Here is an 18,585-nt window from a genome sequence, read left to right as displayed (position 1 = left end):
AGTTAGTATGCGGAGTCTAAATAGATATTTTATTTAACATAATATACATAATCCACACTAAATTGCGGGTGGATTATGTTAAATCTTTGAAAGCGCAATCCTCAGGGTGTTAAGAACGGGCATCATGGCTTCGGCCAGCCGCAGGTTATATGCATAGTCTGAGGCAGCAGCAACTTCATCGCCGCTACGCGCAGTCCTGTATCGCCCCAGCCGGGCAGCTGAAAAATGCTTTTCCAGGTCGTTCCCGTTCATTACACGCTTTTTTACTTTCCCTGAGGTATTGATATAATCGCTTTGCAGCCTTGGGTTCGCGTCCTCTCCCGACCACCATACCGGTGATGACACCAGGTTCGTTCTGGTCCTGTTCAGCAGGACCACCCCTTTCAGATAAAACCGTCTTATGGCGGTTTTGTTGTTTTAGTGACCCAGATCTACAGATTAATTTGTATAAAATTGCAAACAACCAACTGATATTAATCAAGATTATTCAACCGGATACCTGGTGTATAAGCATTATTGTCCAGAGTCAGGCTCAGCTACTCTCGCAGTTGTTTAAACCATCACCGCTTATCCTTAGCGGAACTTATCAATTCAGAATCCCGGTTCTACAGACAGGACCACTCTTTATACGCTGAATCGAGACAGGGGCGCTTAAATTTTTCAGCGAGTATTTGTGGCTGAAAAGTATCATGGTAGTTTATTTGAATGGGATTAATCCTAAAAATAATCTAACAAAACTTTTCTGGGTGAACTATGCGGTGTGCTGATTTTTTCGGGCGGATATGTGTCGGCCTGACGACTACTTTTGCAATATTCTGCTCCGTGCCAGCGGCATTCGCTCTGTCCAGCGGCTGCGCCGCGGTAAACGTCCTGTCGGGGTCTTCCACCCTTTCCTTTAGCTCAAACCGGTATCCGGCATCCGACTTTGCCGCCGGCGACGCGCTGACCCTGAGTTTTACCGACAGCGGTGCGGCATATGGTGGAGACGCGACGACCGCCGACAGCGTCAGCGTAGCGCGTTATAACCTCAGCAGTTTCCAGACCTATAACGCCACCAGCGCCACCAGTAGCGCCCCTCAGACCGTGACAATCACCGTACCAGCAGGCAGCCTGGAGACAAACGGCGTGGCCCTGCGGGCCACGACGTCGCACGGTCAGATAAGCAACCTGGTGTTCAGCTGTACCAGCACATCAGCGGCCTCCGGCGACGCCACACTTTCGGGACTTTCGCTTTCGACAGGGACGCTTTCACCTTCTTTTAGTGCCGTAACCAGCAGTTACAGCGCTTCGGTCGCAAGCAGTATTTCATCGGTAACGGTCACGCCCGTTGTCACCGAGAGCCATGCCACCGTCACCGTCGACGGCGCCGCGGTCGCATCCGGTTCGGCGTCTCAGTCCGTCAGTCTCGCGTCCGGCAGCACGACCAGTATTTCCGTCGTCGTAACGGCGCAGGATGGTACGACCCGCGCGTATACACTCAGCGTCACCCGCCCGGAAGCCTCGCCGGTTTCGTCAGACAGCGCTGACACCGTAGCTGCCAACAGTACGAACAATGTCATTCCGCTCTCCCTGAATGGGGGCGCGGCAACGACGGTGGCGCTCGTTACCTCCCCGGCTCACGGCAGCGCCCGGGTAAGCGGAACCACGGTGACCTATACGCCTGCGGCCGGTTATTCCGGCACCGACAGCTTTACCTGGCATGCATCTAACAGTGGAGGCACGTCTGCTGATGCAACTGTGTCACTGACCGTCAGCCCTCCCGTGCTTGCGGTTACGCCGGCAGCAGGTGCACTGCCGGCTACCACCGTGGGGAGCGCCTGGTCACAGAGTCTGACGGCCTCCGGCGGCACTTCGCCCTATGCCTGGTCCAGCACCTCGCTGCCCGTAGGGATCGCGCTTAATGCGTCAGCGGGCACGCTGTCCGGCGCACCTTCTGCCGCCGGCAGCTACAGCTTTCAGGTCACCGTGACGGACGCGCACGGTGCCACCAGCAGTGTCAGCTACACGCTTAACGTCACCGTCGCCTCGCCGGTGGCCAGCGACAGCATCGCCACTGTGGCCGCAAACAGCAGCAGCAATCCGATCCCGCTCAGCCTTTCCGGCGGGCCGGCTACGTCAGTCAGCATCGTGGGCCCGCCTGCTCACGGCAGCCTGATCACCTCGGGGGCAACGGCTTCCTACACCCCGACCACTGGCTATTCAGGCAGCGACAGCTTTACCTATACGTAAGCGTCTCATCCAGACCGTATTGACGCTCAGACAAAAGTGAGATCGACCTTCCAGGGCAGCAGATCACGGACCCGGTTCACCGGCCAGTCCTGGATATGACCGATGACGCAACGCAGCCACGCCTCCGGTTCCACGCCGTTAAGCCGGCAGGTGCCGATCAGCGAGTACAGTACCGCAGCACGTTCCCCGCCCGCGTCTGAACCCGCGAACAGCCAGTTTTTCCGCCCCAGGGCAACGCCACGCAGCGCGTTCTCTGCGATGTTATTGTCTATCTCGGCCCAGCCGTTGCTGCAGTACAGGTTCAGCGCATCCCACTGCTTCAGCAGGTACGAGAACGCCTTCGCCGTATCCGAGTGGCGCGACAGCACCTTCATCTGTGCCTGTACCCAGTCGTACAGCGACTGCATCAGCGGGACCGTCTGCTCTTTCCGGACCGCCAGCCGCTCCTCTGCCGGGCTGCCGCGTATCTCCGCCTCGATGGCATACAGTTTACCGATGCGCTTCAGCGCTTCGGTTGTGACGTCGGTCGGTGTGCGGACGTGAACGTCATGGATTTTTCGCCGGGCGTGCGCCATGCAGGCCGCTTCGGCGATACGGCCGTCTTCGTACAGTGCGTTGTAGCCGCCGTAAGCATCGGCCTGCAGGATACCGCTGTATCCGGCAAGGTGTTGCTGCGGATGTATCCCCTTACGGTCCGGCGAGTACGCGAACCACACCGCCGGGGGAAGCGGTGAGCCCGCGTTACGGTCGTCCCGCACGTAGACCCACAGCCGGGCCGTGCGGGTTTTACCGCTGCCCGGCTCCTGAACCGGCACAGGGATATCGTCGGTATGCACCTTGCCCGGAATCAGCACGTACTGGCGCAGCAGGTCATACAGCGGCTCCAGCAGTTCGCTGACCGCACCGGACCAGCGCCCCAGTGTGGCACGACTCAGCTCCACGCACTGACGCCGGTATATCTCTGACTGACGATAGTGAGGCGTGTGCTCTGCGAACTTTGCCGTGACGATGCGCGCCAGCAGCCCGGGACCCGCGTAGCTGCGCTCTATGGGTTTTGCCGGCATGGTCGCCTGAACGATGTGGTCACATCCACAGCAGGCCAGTTTTGGCCGCTGCGTTTCGATAACCTTAAAGGCGCTGCTGATGAGCTCCAGCTGCTCCGATACGTCGCAGCCCAGCGCGCTGAGCTCTCCGCCGCACGACGGGCAGGCGGTTTCTGCCGGCGACAGCGTGCGGGTTTCGCGGGGGAGTGTGGCCGGTAATGGTTTACGGGCAGAAGACTGGCGCAGCGGTTGCGGAACCACCGGGTCATGCTGCTCACCCAGCGCCTCAGCCATCTCCTCCTGCAGGGCGCCGATGCGCTCTTCAGCCTCGCGCACCTGGCGCTGCGTTTTCTCACGCAGCTTTTCGGAGCTTTTGCCGAACTGCATGCGCTGAAGCTTAGTGATCAGCGCCTTCAGCCGGTTGATTTCGCTGGCGTACGCCGCCACCCGCTGTGAGAGCAGGCGGTTATACTCCGCCATTTTGCGGATGGTGGTCTGCTGCTCCAGCAGCAGCGCCCTGAGCCGGGCGTTTTCATCGGGAAGGGATGCGTCCATAACCCCATTTTACAGCAGGTTATATCCGCAGGCCAGGCCGTTCAGTCCGCTGTGGGTGCTTCCAGTTAATGCCTTCCAGCAGCATGGAGAGCTGCGCAGGCGTCAGATGCACTTTTCCGTCACGGGTCACCGGCCAGACGAAGCGCCCCCGCTCCAGTCGTTTGGTGAACAGGCACAGGCCGTCCCGGTCGGCCCACAGCACCTTTATCATGTCGCCGCGACGACCGCGAAAGATAAACAGATGACCGCTGAACGGATCGGTGCGAAGCGTGTTCTGCACTTTCGCTGCCAGCCCGTTGAAGCTACAGCGCATATCTGTCACGCCAGCAACCAGCCAGATCCGCGAACCTGCCGGAAAGCTAATCATGACTCACCCTCCCTGAGTTCGCTGACCAGTGCGCGCAGAAGTTCAGGCGTCAGCGGGCCAGTCAGGTTGAGGCTTCCACCTGGCAACGTCAGCCTGCAGCTGATGACCGGTGGCAGGTCTGCTGATACGACGCCGTTTTGCCTGGGCGGAGGGACAACAGGCTCCATAGTAACCGGAATCAGAGTCGCTCTGTTGGCCGGATCCAGTAGCCCCTGACGATGCAGATTGCGCCAGTTGAACAGCAGATTATCGTTAATGCCATGCTCACGGGCAATTTGAGCCACACAGGCGTCCGGCTGCAGGGTCAGCTCCGCCATGCGAATTTTGAATTCCAGAGGCCAGTCCGGCCGGCGTTTTTTTACAGGAAGATTTGTCTCAAGATTGAAGGCATAGAGCTCTTCCTCCAGGCGTTCAGGCGTGTATTCTTCCGACAATGGCCAGTTAATTCCGGTTCGTCGAAAACGCGTGAACATTTTATGTATGGCAGATGAGCTAAGGTTCAGTTGTTCTGCTATTTCACGGTAAGTCAGAGCCTCATTAAAGCGCAGGCTCAGCGCTGTGAAGATCCATGGTCTTCTGGTGTAAGGCGTATTTTTGTCCACGGTAGTGTCCATGTTCGCGAAAGTGTCCATGGTAGGAAACGCGGGCAAAAATAAAAGACGGTCTGGATGAGACGCTTACACCTATACCGCTACTAACGACAGCGGGACCTCCGCCAGCGCCCGCGTGTCGCTTACCGTGACGCCGGTGCTGCTGGCGCTTTCCCCCATCAGTGGCGCACTGCCCGCGGCAACGGCGGGCAGCAGCTGGAGCCAGACGCTGACGGCAGCTGGCGGTAGCGCGCCCTATACCTTCAGCTCCACGGCCCTGCCAGCCGGGATCACGCTGAACACGGCAACGGGTGTTCTGACGGGCACGCCGTCTGCTGCGGGCAGCTACAGCTTCCAGGTCACCGCTTCTGACAGCCTGGGCGCCAGCGGCACGGCCAGCTACTCACTGGCCGTCAGCGCCGCCGCGCAGGCCGTCCTTCGGCTTCTGCCCGCGGGCGGAGCGTTGCCAGAGGGCAAAGCCGGACAGGCATACTCTCAGGCACTCAGCGTCACGGGCGGCGCAGCGCCTTATCGCTGGCAGATGAGCGGCTCTCTGCCGCGCGGTCTGAGTTTTACTGACGGTCAGCTTTCGGGAACGCCGCTGGTCACCGAGGCCAGCGCGTTCAGCGTGCTGGTGACCGATGCGACAGGCAGGTCACTGCAGGCGGAGTATACGCTGGTGATTGCCGCTGCGGCACCGTCCGCTGCTGACCACGCCGCCACGGTTTCTGCCGGGCAGTCGGTGACCGTGAGCCTGACCAGCGGGGCGACTGGCGGACCGTTTACTGGCGCCCAGCTGCAGAATCAGCCGGAAAGCAGCCTGGGTAAGGCGTCAGTCCGGGCTTCCGGCACCGACTATCAGCTGCTGTTCACCGCGGCCGCGCAGGCCAGCGGAACCGTCACGCTCCGCTATGTCCTGACCAGCGCTGCCGGGTCAACGTCGCCTGCCCGGGTAACCCTGACCATTACCGCGCGCCCCGACCCTTCAAAAGATGCTGACGTCATCGGTATGGTGAGCGCGCAGTACCAGGCCGCGCAAAATTTTGCCCGCGCACAGTTGCGCAACTTCAGTGACCGCCTGGAACAGCTACACCGCGGGAATGACCTTCCTTCTGACATGGCCGGCGTCCACTTTTCCATGCCCTCTTCCAGGCCGGAGCGCGATGCGGACCAGAAAATGTGGGCCACGGCCAGGCAGCAGCAATCCGGCCTGAACAACGCGCAGGCTCGGCAAGGCGTTCCCTCATTGCCTTTCTCTGCACAACCGCAGGCACAGCGGCTTTCCTACTGGACCGGCGGCTATGTCGACTTCGGGGGCGACAACGCGGATGGCATCCGCTTCAGCCACACCACCGTGGGCGTGACCACGGGTGCCGACTACCGCTTTACCGGGACGTTTACTGGGGGAATGGGGATAGGCTTTGGCCGGGACGTCAGCGATATTGGCGACAGCGGTACGCGAACGAACGGTCGTGCGTTCAGCGCCGCCCTTTACGGCAGCTACCACCCGGGGCCGTTCTTCGTGGATGGCCTGGTGGGACACGGCGTGCTGGACTTTGACAGCCGGCGCACAGTGACGGAAACCGATGCCGTGGCGCGCGCTTCCCGTTCGGGCCGTCAGGCCTTCACGGCCCTGACCTCGGGTTATGAATTCCGTGCGCCGGACAGCCTGATTTCACCCTACGCCCGTCTGCAGTACACCCGCACATGGTTAGACGGCTTCAGCGAGTCGGGCGCGGGGGCATACAGCCTTGCCTATGCCCCACAGACGGTTGCGCAGGCCGTGACGGCCGCTGGACTGCGTGCCGAACGCACTACGCCAGCCCGCTGGAGCATACTGCGCCTGCAGGGGCGTATTGAATATGCACAGACGCTCAGCGACAGCGGTACCGCCGGTGTCGGTTATGCTGACACCGCAAATGATACCTGGCGCGTATCGCTTTATGAACAGAGCCGACGGACCCTGACCTTTGGGGCCGGGATAGACTTTTTACTGCCGCACAATATTACGCCTGGCATTGCCTATCAGGGAACGCTGGGGCTGGATGCACAGAGTACACGAGAGCAAATGGTCATGTTCCGGGTCAACATCGGGCTATAAAGACCCGGAAATATGGGACACGCGCTTCACCAGAGAACCAATGAGACGGGAAATACGTTCTCAGAATGAACAGGCGCCGGTACCGGCCCTGAGTCACGCAGTTTCATCACTTCTACAGGGAGCCCATTACGATGGTGCCGGAAAAAGACAGCAGTAGCCGAACAGACATTTCTATCGAGCCTTGATAAATGCTGTAGTGACTAAATTGCGTGGCTGCCGCTAGTTTCTGTCGAACTTCGCTGAGCCTGCGTCGGGCATTAGCCGGGAGTACGCTGCGCCTTTGGCCCGACCACACCAGCAGAAAGCAGAAAGTTGGCCGAGCTTCACGGCGTGGTGCTGGCCAGGGGGAGCGGTCGCGTTGAACACACTAACCAGCCGCTGCATAAGCAGTGATGAAAAAAAGAGCCGTGCTGGAAGCTCAAGGGCCAGCAATAAGATCAATATTTATCGTCAAACCGCTCGGGATCCGGCGTCTCATTATCACGCTGGGTAATATGTTGCCTGATTAATTCTGTCAGCAATGCGGCATCGTTATTTCGTATCGCAGCAACCATCGCAAAATGTTCTTCCGAAGATTTAACTATCCGCGCGTGAGAACTCCATTGCCCGAGCGCCGCTGAAGGCACCCGGCTGCGCAGGTCAAAAATTAATTCAACCATATCCTGATTGGAGCAGGGAGCCAGTAATGCCCGATGGAATGACAGATTGGCTTCATATTGTTCCAGCAACGTACCGTAATGGGTATCGTGTTCAAACCGTCTGGCCCACTTTTCTAACGTTTCCAGTTGTGCGGGCGTAATATTCGCCACGATGTCTTCCGCTGATGCGCTTTCAAGGATTGACCGGATCGCTGAAATGTTTTTTCTCTGTTGGATATTGGGCATGAAAACGTGATAACCGCGATTAGGCACGTGCTGAACGAGACGTTCAATGACCAGTTGATCCAGCGCCCGGCGGACATCACTGCGGCTGCACTGGTATCGGTTTGCCAGTTCAATTTGCTTGAGCCATGCGCCCGGCTGGAATTCTCCCCTGTTAATATCCATTGCCAGACTGTTCGCAACATCAACCAGATTAAGTTTGTTTTGTTTCATTGATCACTACTTAGCTCGTTTTCGCTGTGAATATGATGCAATCTTTCTACATATAGCGCCAGTTTCGCTTCTGTCAGATCATTTTTGCAACCCTCTTTTAAAATTAATCTATCAAAAACAAAAAGTTAGTGATTTTATCTGCCTTAATGTCAGCAATTAGTAAACGAATTGTGACATGAATCAGATCTTTTGCTAATAAATTGTTTTTTAAATTGGCGCCAATTTTTGGTTTTATGGTTGAATCGATTTGAACAGGAATTAAACAAAGAGAATCGATAATGCAATCCACAGAAATGCCTCAGGAAGTCGATACAGAAGTAGAACGCAGCCAAAAACTCTATTTCCGGAGCCATACCACCATCTTTTCCAGTCGTTACGATCCGCGTTTTCAGTACTGCCTGTATGTTCCGCCCGCGTTTGATAACGATCGCGAAAATTATCGGCTGGTAGTTGCCATGCATGGCACTGGTCGTTCCATGACGCATTATCGCGATGCTTTTGCGGAGTTCGCGCGATATAACCGGTGCGTTGTGCTGGCGCCGCTCTTCCCTGTCGGCCCTTTAGGTGATGGCAATTCCCACGGATTTAAATACATCGTTGAGCAGGATATTCGTTATGACACCGTTCTGCTGAACATGATTGAAGAAGTGAGCGCTTCACTTAATTATGATTTCGGGCGTTTCCTGCTGTTTGGTTATTCCGGCGGCGGTCATTTTGTTCACCGGTTCTTTTATCTTCATCCCGAAAAACTCCTGGCCGTCTCCATCGGCGCGCCCGGCTCCGTCACGCTGCTTGATGATAAAAAGGTGTGGTGGGTTGGCGTACAAGACTTCGAAAAGATTTTTAAAAAACAGCTTAATTATGCCGCGATGCGTGAGGTTGCCGTGCAGCTTGTGGTGGGAAAAGTGGACATCGAAACCTGGGAAATCACCCATAAGCCTGGCGGGAAATATTATCAGCCCGGTTGTAACGATGCGGGCACCACACGTATTGACCGCAATACCGCGCTGCTGAACAGCCTGCGATCCCATGGCATCAACGCGGTGCAGAACATCGTGCCTAACGTCGGGCATGACGGGATGAAGGTGCTCGACGACGTAAAAGACTTTTTCTTGCAGGTAATCAATAACCAAAAAGGGCAGCCAAAATGACGCAACCTTTCCCTCTTATTGAGATCAGCGGAACGCCGCTGGCGCGAGGCCAACAGTACGGTGAACAGGCGAAAGAGCGTATTCACACCAGCGTGGCCATTTATGGCGATCAACTCAATCAGCTAGGCATCAGTCATGACGAGCGCAACGCGCTGACCGAAAGCTTCAGCCGCATTATTAGTCATTTTGATGCTGCCTATCTGGATGAGATGCAGGGCATCGCGCAAGGTGCTGGCGTCTCCCTTGAGTCAGTCATCATGATTAATGCGCGTACTGAAGTGATTGCGCAGGCGCGTCGACTGAAACAGTGCGATAGCGTGCACGATGACAATATCAAAGATGGCTGCAGCGGTGCCGTGATCCTCCCTGAACGCAGCGCCAGCGGAAAACTGATCCACAGCCAGAACTGGGACTGGCGTGCAGAGTGCGCCGAAAGCTCAGTGGTGGTGAAAATTCACCGTACCGATGGCCCGGACATCCTGACCTTCGTCGAAGCTGGCGGACTGGCGCGCAGTGGCCTTAACAGTGCGGGCATCGCGATTACCGCCAATTATTTGCGCTGCGAACGCGATTATACCCAGCGTGGCGTGCCGCTCTCGCTGATTCGCCGTAAAGCTCTTGAACAACAGCATATGGCGCTGGCGATGCGCGTGGTTGCCACTACGCCTAAATCCTGTTCCAACAATATGATCCTGAGCACTAAAGAGGGGTTCGCCATCGATTTTGAGTGCGCGCCGGATGAGGCGTTTACTCTTTATCCGCAGGAAGATCTGCTCGTACATGCCAACCACTGGGAAAGCCAGGCGGCGCGTTGCAAAGTTCGCGAAGAAGGCGTTGAAGCCTCACCCGACTCACTTTACCGCAGCTGGCGCGTCAGGAAATTATTGAGTGAACATGCTAACCCCGGTGTTGAAGAAATGAAGCGCGCCTTTTTCGACGATTTTGGCGCGCCTTATTCAGTCTGTCGTCCACCGCGTCCTGGTTTCAGCAGCGATCTGTCAGCCACTGTGGCGATGATCGTGATGACCCCTGCGGATGGCGTGATGGAGGTATTACCTCTGCCAGCGATTAATAAAGATTTTACCACCTACACGCTTAACGGAGTCTGAGAGCACTTATGAAAAAAATTATCTCGCTCGCTGCCCTTCTCGTCCCGCTCGCAGTCGCGGCGTCGGCGCAGTCGGCTGAAAAAAGCGTCATTCATTTTGCACTTAATCAGGATATACGCAGCAGCCAACCTGGGGTAAACCGCGACGGCAACACCGATGACATACTGATGCACGTTGTTGAGGGATTGGTTGGCTATCGTGAAGACGGCACGGTTGGCCCGATGCTGGCGTCCGGCTGGAAAATGTCCGACGACGGTAAAACCTACACCTTCACTCTGCGTGAGGGCGTAAAATTTCACAACGGCGATCCCGTGACGGCGCAGGATGTGGTCTGGAGCTGGAAGCACTGGAATGACCCTAAGACACAGTGGCGATGTTTACGCGAATTTGATGGCAGCGGACTTATCCATGTGACCTCTGTGTCGGCGCCGGATGACAAAACGGTGGTTATGCAACTCGAAAAGCCGGTCGCCCTCTTTCTCGACTCGCTGGCGCGTACTGACTGTGGAGCCGCCGCCGTCATCAGCCCAAAATCAGTGGATGCGCAGGGTAAATGGTTAAAACCGATCGGTACGGGGCCTTTCATTTTCAATGACTGGAAGCACGGGGAGTACGTTTCACTACAGCGCTTTGCGGATTATTCGGCGTTGCCTGGCAAACCCGACGGTTTTGTCGGTGGGAAAAAAGCGCTGGTGGATGAGGTGCGTTTCATGGCGGTGCCAGATGCCGCGACGGTCAAAGCGGGCCCGCAATCTGGCGCTATCGATGTTGCTCAGGTCAGCCCGGTTGATGCCAGCGATCTAAAACATAATCCTCAAATTAGCATTGAAGTGGCGCCCAATGCGCAGCGACACGGGCTGCTGATCCAGACCAATGATCCGCTACTAAAGAACGTTAAGCTACGCCAGGCTATCGCTTCTGCCCTCGACACTCAACAGATTGCCCTGGGCACCAGCCAGAATATGGCGACACCGAGCAATTCCAATATTTCCACTGCCTCAGCGTTTTATACCGATGTGGAAAAGAAAGGGTATCAGTACGATCCTGCCCGTACCGCCAGGTTGTTAAAAGAGGCTGGCTATAAAGGCGAGACGATTGAAATTATCGCGAATAAACGCTCAACCGTACCCAGCTTCGATATGGCGATTATCATTCAGGCGATGCTTCAGGCGGCAGGTATGAACGCCAAAGTGTCCACTATGGAATGGGCCACACAACTGGAGCGGTATCAGTCGGGTCGTTATCAGACGATGACCTTCACCTATTCTGCCCGCTTCAATCCGGCGCTCGCCTTTGAACAGATCGTGGGGGATAAAAGCAAACAGAGCCGCAAAGTCTGGGATGATCCGCAGGCCATCAAAGCCGCCGAAAGCCTCAATTATCTTACGGATAAGACGCAGGTGCAGTCTGTCGTGGACGCGCTGCATAAGCAGATGATCGAACAGGTGCCGTTAATCTTCTTTTATCCAGGGCTGGATATTGTGGCGCACCGTAAAACCATCTCGGGTTATAAGGCGTGGCTCGCGGCGGCAGCCAGATTATGGAACGTGAGCAAATCCTGATAAGGGGTGCATATGTTGCAGTTTCTTATTTCTCGTATCATTGCAGCCATCCCGACGCTGCTGCTGGTCACCGTGCTGGTGTTTCTGCTTACCCGACTGGTGCCGGGAGATCCGGCCCTGCTGATGCTCGGCGATATGGCGACTGAATCCAGTCTGGCGGATTTACGCCACAGCATGGGGCTGGATCAGAGCCTGATCCAGCAATTTATTATCTGGTTCAGTCATATGATTCAGGGAGATTTTGGCCATTCGATACAGACGGGCCAGGCGGTGTTGCCGCTGATCATTCAGCGCTTTGGCGTGACGGTGAGCGTGGTACTGGCTGCCGTCGTGATCGCCTCGCTGCTGGCGGTGCCTGCTGGCATGCTGGCGGCCTGGAAACAGAACTCCTCCTGGGATGTCGGGCTGGTGATGTTTTCAACCTTTCTGCTGTCGATTCCCAGCTTCTGGATGGGGTTGCTGATCCTGCTGGCGCTGGGACTCGGACTCGGCCTCGGCTGGCTGCCGGTTGTCGGCTATGTATCGGTGATGGATAACTTTCAGCAAGGCACTCTCTATTTACTGATGCCGGTGCTGACCCTGGTGCTGGTGGAAGTAGGGGCGCTGGTGCGTATGATGCGCGCCAGCACGCTGGAAGTGCTGCGGCTGGACTACGTCTCCCATGCGCGCGCCAAAGGGCTGAGGGAGAGAACCGTGCTTTCGCGGCACGTCTTTCCCAATGCGTTTGGCCCCACCTGGACGCTGATCGGCCTGACGCTCGGTAATCTGTTGAGCGGCGTCGCGGTAACCGAAACGGTCTTTAGTCTGCCGGGACTAGGCAGACTGCTGGTGGATGCCATCTATGCACGCGACTATCCGGTGATTCAGGGGTGTATGCTGTTTATCGCAACGCTCTATGTCCTTACGAACCTGGTTATTGACGCCCTGTATCCGCTATTTAACCCGAGGGTTTCGGCATGATGAAAAAGACGTTGGCGCTCTCTCCCAATGCGTTACTCGGCGTACTGTTGATCGCTGTAATTGTGACTGCAGGATTAGTGGGCTTCTTCTGGACACCCTGGGATCCTGCTCGCATTAACATTCTGTCCAGGCTACAGGCCCCTGGCGCTGAGCACTGGTTTGGTACAGATGAATACGGGCGTGACGTGCTCAGCCGGATACTATTGGGGGCCAGCGCAAGCCTGATGATTTCAGTGATTACCGTCTGCTTTTCCCTGTCTGCGGGCATTGTGCTGGGATTGATTAGCGGCTATCTGCGTGGCGTAACAGATCGCATTATCATGATGGTTACCGATACGCTGCTGGCCTTTCCCGGCATACTGCTTGCGCTAGGCTTGCTGAGTATTTTGGGCAATAACCGCTATGGCATCATTCTGGCGTTAGGTCTGGCCTATACCCCGTCGGTGGTGCGTATTGTGCGCGGTACCGTTATGGGGTTGCGTGAAGCGGACTTTGTCGCAGCTTCACGCGTGATGGGTCACAGCGAACTGGCCATTTTACGCCGTCACGTTCTGCCTAATTGCATCGCTCCCCTGACCGTGCTGGCGACCTCTATGCTGGGCTGGGTGCTGATTTCTGAAAGTGCCTTATCTTTTCTGGGGTTAGGCGTACCGCCGCCGGAACCCACATGGGGCAATATGCTGTCAGCCAGCCGGACTTATCTGTCTCAGGCCCCCTGGCTTGCGCTACTACCGGGTGCCTGTATCTCCATCGCGCTACTTGGCGTTAACCTGCTGGGCGATGCATTACGCGACTATCTGGATCCGAGGATGCAATAATGACCTTATCTTCCCAACCCCTATTACAGGTCAATAATCTGCGCGTCAGCGTCAATCAGCGCGAAGTTGTTAAAGGCATTTCCTTTACGCTGGCTGAACGGGAAGTACTGGCCGTGGTGGGCGAATCCGGCAGCGGCAAGACGCTGGCGATGCGCTCGCTGATGCATCTGTTACCGAGCGGCGTCAATTTCGATGCGACCGCGATGACGTTTGACGGGCAAGATCTGCTGAATCTCAATGATCAGCAGTTGCGCGAGATGCGCGGCGCCGGAATTGGCATGATTTTTCAGGAGCCGATGACCTCTCTCAACCCCGCGATGACGATTGATCGCCAGCTGGATGAAGGGCTTGCCCTCCATACGCAGTTAAACCGCCGCCAGCGTCGGGAGAAGATTATTGCCATGTTGCATCGCGTGGGGTTGAGCCAGGCTGAATCGCTGCTCGATCGTTACCCTCATGAGTTTTCCGGCGGTATGCGTCAGCGGGTGATGATCGCTTCGGTGATGTTGCTGGAGCCTAAATTGATCATCGCCGATGAGCCGACCACTGCGCTCGATGTGCTTGTGCAGCATGAAGTCATGGATCTGATGCTTTCACTCACCGCTGAAAAAGGCAGTGCAGTGATCCTCATCAGTCACGATCTCTCGATGGTAGCAAATTACGCTTCGCGCATTATGGTGATGGAACAGGGTGTGTTGGTTGAACAGAACAGCAGTCAACAGTTACTGGCGCAGCCGCAGCATAACTATACCCGACGTTTGCTTGAGGCGTTACCGGTGCGTAAGTCTGCGCCTGACCGGCAAAAACTGCTGTCGGCGATGAGCATTATCTCCCTTAACAACATTGAAATTATTTATTATGGCCGCAAAGCCTGGTTCAAACCGGCCAGCGTGACCCGGGCGGTGAATAATGTCAGTTTCAATGTCCGGGCGGGTGAAACGGTGGCGCTTGTGGGTGCCAGCGGTTCAGGCAAAACCACCATAGGCAAGCTGATTGCCGGGATGCTAAAAGCCAGTAAAGGCACCCTCTCCTTCAAAGGCAAGCCGCTCTGTAATGCCAGCAAAGCAGAGCGAAACGCATGGCGCTGGGATTGCCAGATTATCCAGCAGGACCCCTTCTCATCGTTAAATCCTCGAATGCGCATCATACAGATTCTGGAAGAGCCGCTGCTGCTGGTGAAAACCATGCGTTCAGCATCAAGGAAACAGCGGGTACGGGAAGTGCTGCATGAGGTAGGGCTGGAGGAGGTTTTCCTGTCGCGTTATCCTCATCAGCTTTCCGGGGGACAACGCCAGCGCGTCGCCATCGCACGCGCCATCGTGCGTAACCCGGCCTTTATTATTGCTGATGAGCCAACTTCTGCGCTCGATATGACGGTACAGAAGCAAATCCTGCAACTTCTCAAACGCCTTCAGGAGAGTTACGGGTTTGCCTGCCTGTTCATCACGCATGACCTGGGCGCTGTTGAGCAAGTGGCCGATCGCATTATGGTGATGGAAAAAGGCGAACTGGTCGAAAACGGGTGGAGCGACGAGGTACTGGACGCCCCGCAGCATCCCTATACCCAACAGCTACTGAACTGCTTGCCCGCCCTTAAACCGATGAGTAATGGCGGCTTTCAGCTAGAAAAAAAACAGGCGGCGAAGCAGCTTGCGGTTTAGTGACGACGGAAAAGTAAGCAAGTTTGCCAACGATCATCCAGGGGAAATAATCAACGTTGCGACTGCCTGCCGCTGTAAATGGCGAGGTTTGCCACTTATCAGGCCACAATCGGCTGTTTAAGCGGGAAACCGCGCTGGAGGCCATTCAAGGGAAAAGCAAGGAGAAATCAGGCCAGCCTGACGTTGCCAAAGCAAAGTGCGACCAGCCTGTAGCGCTTTTTCAGCTATGGCTATGGCAGACACCCAGCGGCACAGGGAAACGCAAGTGATACACCGCGATGACCGGTCGTGTCTGCCACTGACAGGTGGCAGCGGTTAATCTCCCACATCTTCAAAAAATTACCTGTCCTTATACCGTCCGAACCGATATTACTGAGCAAACGTCATTAAAGGAAATTGCCCAGGAAAATAATGTCTCTGAGGCGATGATTGTTAAAATTACTAAGAAACTTAGCTTTTCCGGTTTCAGAAACTTCAGAAGTAGTCTGATTTATTACAACGAATCTGAAGTGGCAAGTTTGCATGCGGAAATTGAGCCTGATGATTCGTCGGAGCAATTACTTTCGAAAGTGTTCAGAACGTCTATTCAGGCCATCGAAGAAACTATGTCGATACTGGACATTTCTGAATTCAACCGTGCAGCGGACATTATTTTTTAAAGCGCGTCATATCGATTTATATGCCGTGGGTGGCTCAGCCACCGTTGCCCGTGATTTATCGCATAAGATGTTAAAGATTGGCATTAAATCGACGACCTACGATGACGCGCACATTATGTTGATGTCAGCAGCGGTGTTATCTGATGATGATGTGGTCATCGCCATTAGTCACTCAGGCGCTACGCGCGCCGTGAATGACCCCGTCAAACTGGCGGGGCGCAATGGAGCCAAAGTCATTGTCATTACGAACTATGCCGAGTCGCCGATTGCGCGGAATGCGCATGTCGTGCTCAATTCAACTTCTCAGGGATCACATCTGTTAGGGGAAAACGCCGCTTCACGCATTGCCCAGCTAAATATTCTGGATGCACTGTTTGTGGCCATCGCCAAAAAAGATCTGACGCGAGCGGAAAAAAACCTGATGAAAACCCAGCGTGCGGTTCAGGACCTTCGGGATTCTAGCCATGAATAAAATAGCAGTAACCGACAGTCTACATTACGACATTATGCTGGATGCCCATCATCGTCCTGAAAAAGGTGAAACCGTAATGGGAACAGCGTGCAAATATAAATTTGGTGGGAAAGGCGGTAATCAGGCCATCTCGGCCGCGTTAGCCGGTGCCAGCGTAGTGTTTGCCGGTGCCGTGGGTGCCGATGAGCAGGGAAAATTTCTGCTTAATAAACTGCAAAATGCAGGCGTTAATACCGATGCCATTGCTGTGATAGATAATATTCCTTCTGGTATGAGCGTGGCGATTACCGATGCCGAAGGAAATTACGGCGCCGTGGTGGTGTCGAACGCCAACCAGCATATTGCGCAGGAAACATTTATAGATGAGGCATTCTGGCGTGACGTTACCCTGCTGATTCTGCAAAACGAAGTTTCTGAAGTGGTAAATCTCCAGGCCGCTGCAGAAGCGAAAAAGCGTGGCGTTACGGTTTGTATTAATGCAGCGCCTGCTCGCCCGTTAAGTCCTGAACTGGAAGCGCACATTGATGTGCTGGTGGTCAATGCCATTGAAGCGCGTGATATGAGTCATATTGCGGTGAACGGTTTAACATCGGCAAAACGAGCCGCTGAAGCATTGGCGCAGCGCTTTCCACAAGTGGTGGTGACGGCCGGTGAATATGGCGTGGCATATTGTCAGACAGGGCAAGCCAGCCATAGTCTGCCAGCAAAAAAAGTTGAGTTAATTAGCACGCATGGCGCGGGAGACTGCTTTACCGGCGTGTTGTGTACCGCACTCAATAAGCATAACAACCTGGCAGATGCAGTGGCGCAAGCTAACGAGGCAGCAGCGAAACACGTTTCTCATAAGCTGAATTAGCTCACCGCGCCTCGCGTCATTAACGCTTCCGGTTATTTACCTAGGCCCGCTAAAAATGGCGGGCTTTATTCAGCATCCGGTAAGTTAGGTTGCCAGTGCAAAAGGCGTACAACATATATAAATAAGCCCTGTAATAAAGCTTATTAAATTATTATTTTTACTTAGCAGATGAGATTGCTCAAGCTGATGAGATTAACGGACTTCAGCGGGAGTTGATGGAACCCCCTGATAAGACTGATCTGATCCAGAATATACGGCCAGCCTGCGTAAAATCAGCATGGCTACAGGTTCTCAGAGTAATAGCGGCTGTGTCTGATTGATTCCCTCGCGACTAAAGAAATCACCTGCCCGGCCATGCCCTCGCTGAAAAGTTCTAACAATAGATTTATCTGGTGCAAAAGAAGTAGCGCCTAAGAAGCTGACAAAACGGCTGAAAAACACGGCATGAATTTCCAGATGAAATAAGAATGTTTTTGGAAAAAATGTTAATTTTAACCATGACGTCGAAGCGCTTGTCAGGAATGCACACTATGAAGTTACAGATATGAAAGCAAACAGTTAAAACTAACTTTAAATGAGGCTGCTGAAACACCAGGAACAGGTGTGGATTCAATAGCAAGATGGAAAACAAAGTAAAACCCCGTGAATTTTACTGATAACGTTTTAACAGCTATCACCTTCCTCATCTCTTCCAGGAATTTCCTTTACATCACGCGATGCCAAAATTCTTAATTTAATATCCACAAAATCTATATGTAATCTAAAATTTATGGGGCAAAATCCTCTTTAACCGAATAATCAGGAGTATATTATGAAAGGTATCGCTACGTTATTTTTAGGGTTGTGCGTTTTAGCAGGTAGCACTAATACGGTCTTAGCTAACACAACTGCTGAAGTGGATCAGCAGATAGAGTCTCTCTTAGGAGATCACCAGGCTTACCATGATTTCCTTAACGCTCTTCAGCATGCAGTTGCAAGTAACGATAAAGCCGCTGTAGCCAGCCTGGTGGAATATCCTATTACTATCAATAAAAAGAAAATAACCACCAGCTCCGCCTTCATTAAAAACTACGATAACATCCTGAATAGTAATGTAAAAAAAGCCATTGCTAATCAGAAGTACGAAGATCTTTTTGTAAGAGATCAAGGCATTATGATTGGAGATGGGCAGGTATGGGCCTCTGGTATTTGTCAGGATTCAGATCAGGCATGTCAGAATGCCCCGGTCAAAATTACCGCTATTAATCATTAACTTACCTTGTGGCCAGCTAAATCGAGAGTACAAAATTGATTATGGATTTTATAATCAATGGGCTGAGCTTACGTGTTTTATTAGTGGTGCATACTTTCGTTGAGAT

At 54.4% G+C, this 18,585-nt stretch carries 15 protein-coding genes and 1 pseudogene; 11 read left to right on the top strand and 5 right to left on the bottom strand.

What is annotated here, in order from left to right:
* Positions 1–78 precede the first annotated feature (78 nt).
* Positions 79–378, bottom strand: coding sequence for a hypothetical protein (locus H2P46_RS23060; protein ID WP_238939026.1), 300 nt, complete (start codon positions 376–378; stop codon positions 79–81).
* Between the two features lie 444 nt (positions 379–822).
* On the opposite strand from H2P46_RS23060, the gene H2P46_RS17940 reads away from it, so the two are divergent.
* The gene (locus H2P46_RS17940; protein ID WP_193406239.1) at positions 823–2,229 is read left to right on the top strand and encodes an Ig-like domain-containing protein; all 1,407 of its coding nucleotides are present in this window, start codon (positions 823–825) and stop codon (positions 2,227–2,229) included.
* 26 nt (positions 2,230–2,255) lie between these two features.
* Here the strand turns inward: H2P46_RS17940 and tnpC are convergent, their stop codons facing one another.
* Genes tnpC through tnpA form a run of 3 tightly spaced genes read right to left on the bottom strand, consistent with a single transcriptional unit; the run spans position 2,256 to position 4,826 of the window.
* Positions 2,256–3,827: an IS66 family transposase gene (tnpC, locus tag H2P46_RS17935; RefSeq protein WP_193403485.1), complete on the bottom strand. Its 1,572-nt coding sequence runs from the start codon at positions 3,825–3,827 to the stop codon at positions 2,256–2,258.
* A gap of 19 nt (positions 3,828–3,846) precedes the next feature.
* Complete coding sequence (gene tnpB, locus H2P46_RS17930; RefSeq protein WP_193403484.1) at positions 3,847–4,194, bottom strand: IS66 family insertion sequence element accessory protein TnpB; 348 nt, start codon at positions 4,192–4,194, stop codon at positions 3,847–3,849.
* Positions 4,191–4,826, bottom strand: coding sequence for an IS66-like element accessory protein TnpA (gene tnpA, locus H2P46_RS17925; RefSeq protein ID WP_193403483.1), 636 nt, complete (start codon positions 4,824–4,826; stop codon positions 4,191–4,193). Before tnpA ends, tnpB begins: the two co-directional genes overlap by 4 nt.
* Before the next feature lie 94 nt (positions 4,827–4,920).
* Between tnpA and H2P46_RS17920 the strand changes: the two genes are divergently transcribed.
* A complete protein-coding gene (locus tag H2P46_RS17920) occupies positions 4,921–6,885 on the top strand; it encodes an autotransporter domain-containing protein (RefSeq protein ID WP_193406238.1) in 1,965 nt (654 codons plus the stop codon).
* A gap of 437 nt (positions 6,886–7,322) precedes the next feature.
* Here H2P46_RS17920 and H2P46_RS17915 read toward each other — a convergent pair whose 3' ends face one another.
* Positions 7,323–7,979, bottom strand: a complete 657-nt coding sequence (locus H2P46_RS17915; protein ID WP_193406237.1) for a GntR family transcriptional regulator — start codon at positions 7,977–7,979, stop codon at positions 7,323–7,325.
* Positions 7,980–8,257: 278 nt separating this feature from the next.
* On the opposite strand from H2P46_RS17915, the gene H2P46_RS17910 reads away from it, so the two are divergent.
* The 9 genes and pseudogenes from H2P46_RS17910 (at position 8,258) to H2P46_RS17870 (ending at position 18,479) form a co-directional block, all read left to right on the top strand.
* Positions 8,258–9,130 (top strand): alpha/beta hydrolase family protein, encoded by an 873-nt coding sequence (locus tag H2P46_RS17910; protein WP_193406236.1) that lies wholly within the window; start codon positions 8,258–8,260, stop codon positions 9,128–9,130.
* Positions 9,127–10,239, top strand: coding sequence for a C45 family autoproteolytic acyltransferase/hydrolase (locus H2P46_RS17905; RefSeq protein ID WP_193406235.1), 1,113 nt, complete (start codon positions 9,127–9,129; stop codon positions 10,237–10,239). Before H2P46_RS17910 ends, H2P46_RS17905 begins: the two co-directional genes overlap by 4 nt.
* An 8-nt stretch (positions 10,240–10,247) precedes the next feature.
* On the top strand, positions 10,248–11,801 hold the full coding sequence (locus H2P46_RS17900) for an ABC transporter substrate-binding protein (protein ID WP_193406234.1): 1,554 nt from the start codon (positions 10,248–10,250) through the stop codon (positions 11,799–11,801).
* Positions 11,802–11,813: 12 nt separating this feature from the next.
* A complete protein-coding gene (locus tag H2P46_RS17895) occupies positions 11,814–12,761 on the top strand; it encodes an ABC transporter permease (protein ID WP_193406233.1) in 948 nt (315 codons plus the stop codon).
* Entirely contained in the window at positions 12,758–13,579 is an 822-nt protein-coding gene (locus H2P46_RS17890; protein WP_238939024.1) for an ABC transporter permease, read from the top strand. The genes H2P46_RS17895 and H2P46_RS17890 overlap by 4 nt, the downstream gene beginning before the upstream one ends.
* Complete coding sequence (locus tag H2P46_RS17885; protein WP_193406232.1) at positions 13,579–15,240, top strand: dipeptide ABC transporter ATP-binding protein; 1,662 nt, start codon at positions 13,579–13,581, stop codon at positions 15,238–15,240. Before H2P46_RS17890 ends, H2P46_RS17885 begins: the two co-directional genes overlap by 1 nt.
* A 305-nt stretch (positions 15,241–15,545) precedes the next feature.
* Positions 15,546–16,371, top strand: a pseudogene (locus H2P46_RS17880) (MurR/RpiR family transcriptional regulator).
* Positions 16,364–17,227, top strand: a complete 864-nt coding sequence (locus tag H2P46_RS17875; RefSeq protein ID WP_193406231.1) for a PfkB family carbohydrate kinase — start codon at positions 16,364–16,366, stop codon at positions 17,225–17,227. Before H2P46_RS17880 ends, H2P46_RS17875 begins: the two are co-directional and overlap by 8 nt.
* A gap of 811 nt (positions 17,228–18,038) precedes the next feature.
* Complete coding sequence (locus H2P46_RS17870; protein WP_193406230.1) at positions 18,039–18,479, top strand: hypothetical protein; 441 nt, start codon at positions 18,039–18,041, stop codon at positions 18,477–18,479.
* The last annotated feature ends 106 nt before the right edge of the window (positions 18,480–18,585 follow it).

This window comes from Mixta mediterraneensis (genome assembly GCF_014946725.1).
Classification (GTDB): Bacteria; Pseudomonadota; Gammaproteobacteria; order Enterobacterales; family Enterobacteriaceae; genus Pantoea; species Pantoea mediterraneensis.
Note: the sequence above shows the minus strand (reverse complement) of the source record. Positions and strands in the feature narration are given on the sequence as shown.